Source organism: Streptomyces sp. NPDC055078 (genome assembly GCF_053607985.1).
In genome coordinates, this window is sequence record NZ_JBSGUP010000393.1 from 1 (window position 1) to 7,695 (window position 7,695).

Below are 7,695 nucleotides of genomic sequence, written 5' to 3' on the forward strand. Positions count from 1 at the left end.
GCGCAGTACTGCTGTGCCTTCCCGATGGACCGGTACATACAGTCCGAGTTCTCCAGGAGCTGGAGTACGGCGTCCCGGTTGCGGCTGGTCTCGCGCTCGATCACCTCGTCCGGCGGGTAGAAGCCGCCACCGCCCGCGGACTTGGGGAACAGCTCGAAGGTGTAGCCGAAGATCCGCTGGTTGCCCCACAGCCAGTCGTCGATCGAGCCGTCCGTGATGTAGAGATCGCTCGCCTGCTCGGCGGTGTAGCCATTGCTGGCGGCCATCTTCTGCCCGACGGCCGCGAACGCGTCGCGGTCGTCCTGGGTCATGCCGGGCGCGGTGTCGGCGGTGGTGTAGCCGTACGGCCAGAGCACCAGCTCGCTGTAGGTGTGGAAGTCGATGCCGGTCCTGATCTGCTGTTTGCCGCCGACGACCCGGCCGCGGACGAAGTCGGCGACGACCTTCACCTCGGGCGCGGACTCGGCGGCGCGGCCCCGGTAGGTGTCGGAGCGGGTGGAGCCGGATGAGCCGCCGCAGCAGCCCCAGCGGTGGTTCCAGTTGCGGTTGAGGTCGGTGCCGACGGCCGTGGAGCCCGTGTTGGGCTGACGGTTCTTGCGCCAGCTCCGGTAGGTGCCGGTGGCGATGTCGTACTCGCCGCCGTCCGGGTTGACGTCCGGCACGATCCAGATCTCGCGGCCGTTGACGGCGTTGGTGATCCGGGGGTCGGTGCCGTAGTCCTCGGCCAGTTCGCGCAGCAGATACAGCGCCATCTCGACGGTCAGATGCTCTCGCGCGTGCTGGTGCGCGGTGAACAGGACCTCGGGCTCGTTCTCGTCGGTGGCGACATTGTCGCTGACCTTGATCGCGATGATCTCCCGGCCCTGGTGGCTGCGGCCGATGACGCGCTTGCTCATGATGGCCGGGTTGGCGGCGATCCGCTGATTGATCGCCGTCGTCATCTCGGCGTAGTTGTGATAGCGCGAGTCGGCCGATGGGAAGTCGAACGGCCGGACCGCCGCGCCCCCGTTCCTGGCCGGCGGGCCGGGCAGGGCGCTGAGCCGGTGGCCCTGCGCCCGCAGCCGCTTCGCCTGGGCCGCGTCGGCGCTGACGACGACCGAGCGGGCGTCCGCCTCGTCGATCGAGACACCGGTGGCGGCGATCGCGTTACGGGCGGCGGCGGTGGCCGGGCCGTCGATCTCGTACTGCCTGGTCTGTTCCTCCGCAGAGGCGGCAGAGGCGTCAGGGGTGGCCTGGTTGGCGGCCTGCGGGCCGTTCGGGCCGGGCGGTGGTGCGGCGCTCGCGGTGAACGGCGCCGCGACCGCGAGCGCCATCAGGGCGCTCAGCGTGGCGGCCGTCCGGCCACCGCCGCGTATGCCGCGGATACGAAGTCGCATGCTGTCTCCTGGATGGGGAGCGTGGGGGGTTGCTCAGGTGCGACACGGGTGGTGCGGGTGTGCGCACATCCTGCAGCCCTGACATGCAACGGTCAATAGTTGGTTCCCGGTGTCCGGACTCCGGACGCCCTCCTCGGCCCGCCCGCCCCGCCCGGGAAACGCACAGCAGCGTCACCGGATTCGGTGACGCTGCTGTTTACGTCGTACGACCGTGGCGTGGGGTTGGATGGTGCGTACGACAGGTCCTGCGGGCGGCCTGCCGCCCTGCCGCGCCGGGCCCGGCGGCCGTCAGCCGCTGGTGCTGGTGGCTACGGCAGACCCTTCACATGCGGTCCGACCGCGTTCGACCAGGCGTTCCCGGCATGCGCGTCCCAGTTGATGGACCAGGTCATCGCACCGCGCAGGTTCGGGTAGGTCCGTGCGGGCTTGAAGGTGCCGCAGTTGGTGCCCTTCGCGAGGCAGTCCAGCGCGTTGTTCACGATGGACGGGGAGATGTAGCCGCTGCCCGCGCCCCGGGGAGATGCCGGGACTCCGAGGCCCACCTGGGAGGCGTCGAGGCCGCCCTCCAGCATGATGCAGGCCAGTGCGGTGAGGAAGTCGGCCGAGCCCTGCGAGTAGACCTTGCCGTCGCAGCCGAGCATGGCGCCGCTGTTGTAGTACTGGGTGTTGACGACCGTGAGGATGTCCTTCACGTTCAGCGCCAGCTTGAAGTACTCGGTCGCCGTCGACTGCATGTCGAGCGTCTGCGGGGCCATGGTGAGCACCATGTTCGGGCCCGCCTTCGCCGAGAGCTGCCGCAGCGCCTTCGCCATGTAGGTGGAGTTGATGCCGTGCTCCAGGTCGATGTCGACCCCGTTGAAGCCGTACTCCTGCATCAGGGCGTAGGTGCTGTTGGCGAACGCCGTGGCGGACGCGTCGCTGTTGACCGTGACATTGCCCAGCTCGCCGCCGACCGAGATGATGACCGACTTGCCCGCGGCCTTCTTCGCGGCGACGTCCGACTTGAACTCGGCGGCGTTGGCGTAGCCGAGCGCCGGGCTCAGGTTGAAGGTGATCTCACCGGGTGTGGTGGTCGAGTCGGCGAAGGCGACCGCGATGATGTCGTACGCCGCCTGTACGTCGCGGAGCTTCTGCACGGTCGCGCCGTTGTTGAAGTTCTGCCAGTAGCCGGTCACCGCGTGCTTGGGCACCGTCGGGTTGCCGGGTCCCGGGCCGCCGCCGTCCTTCGCGGTACGGGCGCTGAGCGCCGCGGACTTGGCCGACTCACCGGCGCTGTTCGTCGCGGTGACCTGGAAGGAGTACGCGGTGTCGGCGGTCAGCCCGGTCACGGTCGCCGAGGTGCCGGTCGCCGCCTGGACCTTGACGCCGTCGCGGTAGACGTTGTAGCCGGTCGCACCGGCCGCGGCGCCCCAGTTCAGCGCGACGGACGTCGTGGTCGTTTCGCCGGCCGCGAGCCCGGCGGGGGTGGGCGGCACGACGGGGTCGGGGTCCTGGCCGCCTCCCCCGTCGGGTCCAAAGACATTCACGTCATCGACGTGATATGCGGAAGTGCCGTACCACCCATGGGTGTAGACGGTGACCGACGTGGTGCTCGCGCCGGTCCGGAAGCTGGTGGAAAGCTGCGTCCAGCCGGTGCCGCCGCCGGGTGTCCAGGTGGAGACGTCCGTGGTGCCGGTGCCGCTCGCGCCGAGGTAGGCGTAGCCGCCCTGCACCCAGGCGCTCAGGCTGTACTGCGAGTTGGGTTTCACGGCCACGGTCTGGGTGCACTTGGCGTTGTCCATACCGGCCGGGGTCGCCTTCAGGGCGGAAGCGCCGCTGCGGACGGGGGTGGAGACGTTTGCGCCACTGCCTCCGGAGCAGGTCCAGTTGGACAGACCCGACTCAAAACCGGCGTTCTTCGCGACATTGACATCGGCCGCCTGGGCGGTTCCCGCGATGCCCACGATGGAGACTCCGGCCCCGACGGCCAGTGCCAGGGCTCCGCCGAGCCATCTGCGCGAGCGTGTGGTGCGGTCCACTTGCTGCCTCCAGTGGGGGGTTGGGGGGAGGAGGGGTCGAGACGGTGGCCACCGCTGGGCGTAAAACTGGTCCAGACCAATCGGGTTGTCAAGCCCTTTCACGCTGATTGGTCGATTCGGATGGTCCATCATTTTTGGCCATACCAGGGCGTAGGCCGCGTGGCGCCCCGCCCCCGGATACGGGGGAGAACATCACCCTTTCCGCCGCTCTGTCCCTTGGCTGTTCTCCGCCTGCGCCGCGCCTGCCCTGTGCGGAGCGTGCACAGGGCGCGGCTCTGGGTGCCGAAAGGTGTTCTCTGGCCCGGACGTCGCGGATAAAGTGCAGATGCAGTAGCAGCGAGCAGTACGTACCTGCGGTCACGGGTCCCCCGGCGGCCGGAGCCGAACGGGGAACCAGCGTGCCGACCGCAATAGCTGTCACCAGCGCAGATCTGGTGCTGCCTCCGATGGACCAGCACACACCATCGGCCGCTCTGCTCCCGCCGCCGGACGCCCAGCCGCTGGACACCGCCCTCGCCGAGATGAGCGCGCTGCTGGAGCAGCACGGATATGTGGTCGCCCTCTATCCCGCGTCCATTCCGCCCGCCCATGAACGGCGGCTGCACACCGTCCGGTCGGCGCTGGAGAGCAGTCGGCTCGCTCTGCTGAAGCTCGATCTGCCGCCGCTGGGTGTCGCCGTACTCGTACGCCAGCTCAGACAGCTCTCGATCTGCGACTTCGGCCCCGGAATCATCGCCTCCGCTGCTCGGCTGCTCTCCCACTACGTCTACGCGGGCGCCCTGCTCAATTCCGTGACCCGGCTGGACCGGGTGCCGGTGAGTCTGAAGACCCACGCGAAATCATGGGTTCCGGGCTCGCAGTTCGCGGTACTCGCCCATCCGAAGCCCGAGTTGATCAGAGTCGGGACCGGACGGCTCGCCGGACCGGAATTCGCCACCCGGCTCGTGGTGGCACAGGGCCAGTCGCCATCCGACTGGGTCGGCCGGGAACTGGTTCCGGCCTGGCGGACCCAGAGCCTGGAGGAGGCGGAACTGCCCGCCGATTCCCCGGCCTGGTGGGGCACCCCCAAGCTGGTGGAGTTCGCCGCCTTCCTGCCCGATATCTCCATTCTCTACCAGCTCGTTTCGTCCGTACGGAGAGAGGTGTGCACCTGGTGCGGAATTGAACTGATCGGTGACCGCTGCGGCTTCTGTTCCGCGCCGCTCGCCCCGGCCGGGAACCGGGGCCGGGAATCCGGCGTACCGAACCATGGAACACCCGCGCACCGCGGGTTCTGAACCCTCGTGCACCATGTCCCCCGAACCCTCGTGCACCATGTCCCCCGAACCCTTGTGCACCATGTCTCGTGAACCCTTGTGCACCACCTCACGCGGGTCATGAGGCAGCGATCCCCCGCACGAAGCCGCGCGTCCCACCGCACCTTACGCACGTCACGCACCGCCCGCTCCGTCGGTTCCTGTCTGCCAGTCCCTGTCTGCGAAGTCCGCGCACTCTGCGAACGAGGTTGTCCAGCTCATGAATTCACGCCAACGCCGCGGCGTTCTGCTTATTCTTCTCTCGGCCCTCTGCGCCCTGGGTGCGTTCGTCGGCGTGATATCCGTGATCAATGATGTGAATTCCAAGGTCGGGCCTGAGGTCAAGGCGTACCGGCTGAAGACGGATGTGGCGCCCTATACGGCGCTGCGGCCGGACCAGTTCGAAAAGGTCGATATCCCCAAGCGGTGGCTCTCCCGGAATGCCGTCACCGATGTCTCCGTGGTCACCGGGAAGATTGCCGTCACCCAACTGCGCAAGGGATCGCTGCTCCAGGACGACATGATCGTCAAGCGCCCCGAACTGGCCGCAGGTGAACAGGAGATCGCCATCATGATCGACGCCGCGACCGGTGTCGCGGGGAAGATCACCCCGGGTGATCTGGTCAATATCTTCGCCACCTTCGAGGGCAAGGACAAGGGCGACGCCGACCAGTCCCGGATCATCGTTCCCAACGCCAAGGTCATCGACGTCGGCCGGCTCACCCCTCTCGAAGCCAAGGGCGGCGACCGCGCCGTGGGCCGCCGCGAGGCGGTGCCGATCACCTTCGCCCTGAACACCACGGACGCCCAGCGCGTCGCCTACGCGGAGTCCTTCGCCGAGAATGTGCGACTCGCCCTTCTTGCGAAGGGGAGCCCCGCCGCATTGCGTCCTGGCGACAGCACCTACACCCTCGATGAAGACAAGAACAGGTGAGGGCTGTATGACCACACGCATCCTCCCGGCCGTCGGCGAACCCGACGCGGCCCGGTCCATCACCACCCTGCTGAGCCAGCTCCCGGAAGCGGAACCGGCCCCACCGGTAGGTGACTCGACCTCGCTGCTCGATCTGCTGGCCAGGCTGGCGGCCGAATCGCTCGACGAACTCCCCGAGGTCGTCCTCGTCCATGAACGGATCGGCCCGGTCCCCGCGCTCGAACTGATCCGGGAGGTTGCGCTCCGCTTCCCCGCCGTCGGTGTCGTCCTGGTGACCCTGGACACCGGCCCCGGCCTCTACTCGGCCGCCATGGACTCCGGCGCCCGCGGCCTCGTCGGACTGCCCCTGTCGTACGACGAACTGGCCCAGCGCGTCCAGACCGCCGCGGGCTGGGCCGTCGGGGTCCGGCGCCATCTGGGCCACGGCGGGGACGTCTTCTCCGGCCCCGGGGGCACCGTCGTCACCGTCAGCGGCGCCAAGGGCGGGGTCGGCACGACCGTCACCGCCGTACAGCTGGCGCTGGCGTCCCAGGCGTCCGGGCACACGGTGGCCCTCGCCGACCTCGATCTTCAGTCCGGGGACGTCGCCTCGTATCTCGATGTCCAGTTCCGGCGTTCGATCGTCGACCTCGCCGGTATCCAGGACATATCCCCGCGCGTGCTCCAGGACGCGCTCTTCGCCCACCCCAGCGGTATCGGCCTGCTCCTCGCGCCGGGGGAGGGCGAGCGCGGCGAGGACGTCAGCGACCGGGCCGTACGCCAGATCGTCAGCGCTCTGCGCAGCCGGTACGAGATCGTCGTCATCGACTGCGGTACGCAGCTGAACAGCGCCAACGCCGCCGCCATCGAGATGGCCGACACCACCCTGCTGGTCACCACCCCGGACGTCGTCTCCGTACGCGCGGCCAAGCGCATGGTCCGGATGTGGGACCGGCTCCAGATCCGCAAGGCCGAGGAGACGGTCACCGTCGTCAACCGGCACACCCGCACCACCGAGATCCAGCCACCCCTGGTCGAGCGGATCACCGGCACCCGGGTCTCGCGCACCTCCGTCCCCGCGAACTTCAAGGAACTCCAGCCCGTCGTGGACGCGGGCCGGATGCAGGACCTGGAAGCCAAGTCGACGGTGAAGCAGGCCCTGTGGACCCTCGCGGGCGAGCTGGGGCTCGTACGCGAGAAGGAGGGCGAGCAGCACAGGAGCAGGTTCCGGGGGGACCGGGGTGCGATCGCTGTCCGGCGGGCGCGGTCGCGATGACGGCGCGGAGGGGGTGCGGGGTGCGATGAGTACGCGGACGGATACGGATACGGATGCGGGTACAGGTACGGACGCGGGTGCGCGTGTTCGTGCGGGTGCGGGCTCGCGCCGCGCACGGCCGTGCGAGGACCGGCGGGCCGGCGGCCGTACGTCCGGCCGAGCCGCTGTCCGTACCCCCGGTGCGGTCGCCCGGCGACGCCCTCGCGCGCTGGACGACCGGGGGCAGGCCGCCATCGAGTTCACCGGCACCGTCCCGGTCATCCTGGCGACCCTGGTGCTGCTCTGGCAGGCCGCGCTGACCGGCTACACCTTCTCGCTCGCGGGCCACGCGGCGGACCGGGGAGCACGGGCGGGCGCGGTCGGCGGGGACGGGGCCTGCCAGGCCGCGGCCCTTGAGGACCTCCCGGCAGCCTGGCAGGGAGGGAGCTTCGGTTGCGGAAGGGACGGCGATCTGTACGAGGCGGAGGTGAGCGTCCCCGTCCCGGTGCTCTTCCCCGGGGTCAGCTTCTCCCTCACGGTCGACGGCCGCGCCGCCGTCCCGGTGGAGGACAAGAGCACGGGGGGCCCGGAATGAGTCGGACCTCCGCCCTCGGCCGGTCAGCGGCCGGGCATCCGGCCGCGCGCACCGCCCGCACCGCCCGCGCCGAAGGCGACCTCCTGGGGCCCGGGACGGGACGGTGCGCCGACCGGCCGGACCCGGACACGCACCCCGCCGCCGCGAGGCGCCGCGCGGACCGGGGTCAGGCCGCGATCGAGTACGCGGGTGTGATCACCCTGCTGCTCTTCGTCGCGCTCGCCGCGATCCAGCTCGGTCTTG

At 69.6% G+C, this 7,695-nt stretch carries 6 protein-coding genes and 1 pseudogene; 5 read left to right on the forward strand and 2 right to left on the reverse strand.

The window, feature by feature from the left end; genetic code table 11:
- Together ACWF94_RS27065 and ACWF94_RS27070 are read right to left on the reverse strand one after the other, a co-directional pair.
- Positions 1-1,376 (reverse strand): M14 family metallopeptidase (locus ACWF94_RS27065; RefSeq protein WP_453493747.1); only part of this gene is annotated, 1,376 nt, incomplete at its 3' end.
- 308 nt (positions 1,377-1,684) lie between these two features.
- On the reverse strand, positions 1,685-3,394 hold the full coding sequence (locus tag ACWF94_RS27070) for a chitinase (protein ID WP_453493749.1): 1,710 nt from the start codon (positions 3,392-3,394) through the stop codon (positions 1,685-1,687).
- Positions 3,395-3,792: 398 nt separating this feature from the next.
- On the opposite strand from ACWF94_RS27070, the gene ACWF94_RS27075 reads away from it, so the two are divergent.
- The 5 genes and pseudogenes from ACWF94_RS27075 to ACWF94_RS27095 form a co-directional block, all read left to right on the forward strand.
- On the forward strand, positions 3,793-4,671 hold the full coding sequence (locus ACWF94_RS27075; protein WP_453493752.1) for a hypothetical protein: 879 nt from the start codon (positions 3,793-3,795) through the stop codon (positions 4,669-4,671).
- Between the two features lie 238 nt (positions 4,672-4,909).
- A complete protein-coding gene (gene cpaB, locus ACWF94_RS27080; protein ID WP_453493755.1) occupies positions 4,910-5,623 on the forward strand; it encodes a Flp pilus assembly protein CpaB in 714 nt (237 codons plus the stop codon).
- Positions 5,624-5,630: 7 nt separating this feature from the next.
- Positions 5,631-6,878, forward strand: a complete 1,248-nt coding sequence (locus ACWF94_RS27085) for an AAA family ATPase (RefSeq protein ID WP_453493758.1) — start codon at positions 5,631-5,633, stop codon at positions 6,876-6,878.
- 25 nt (positions 6,879-6,903) lie between these two features.
- A complete protein-coding gene (locus tag ACWF94_RS27090; protein ID WP_453493761.1) occupies positions 6,904-7,452 on the forward strand; it encodes a TadE/TadG family type IV pilus assembly protein in 549 nt (182 codons plus the stop codon).
- Positions 7,449-7,695: pseudogene (locus ACWF94_RS27095) on the forward strand (hypothetical protein); the annotation flags it as partial. The gene ACWF94_RS27090 and the pseudogene ACWF94_RS27095, both read left to right, overlap by 4 nt.

Coding starts and splice junctions, on each gene's coding strand:
- ACWF94_RS27085 (WP_453493758.1), top strand. CDS start 5,631: ATGACCACACGCATCCTCCCGGCCGTCGGCGAACCCGACGCGGCCCGG.
- ACWF94_RS27090 (WP_453493761.1), top strand. CDS start 6,904: ATGAGTACGCGGACGGATACGGATACGGATGCGGGTACAGGTACGGAC.
- cpaB (WP_453493755.1), top strand. CDS start 4,910: ATGAATTCACGCCAACGCCGCGGCGTTCTGCTTATTCTTCTCTCGGCC.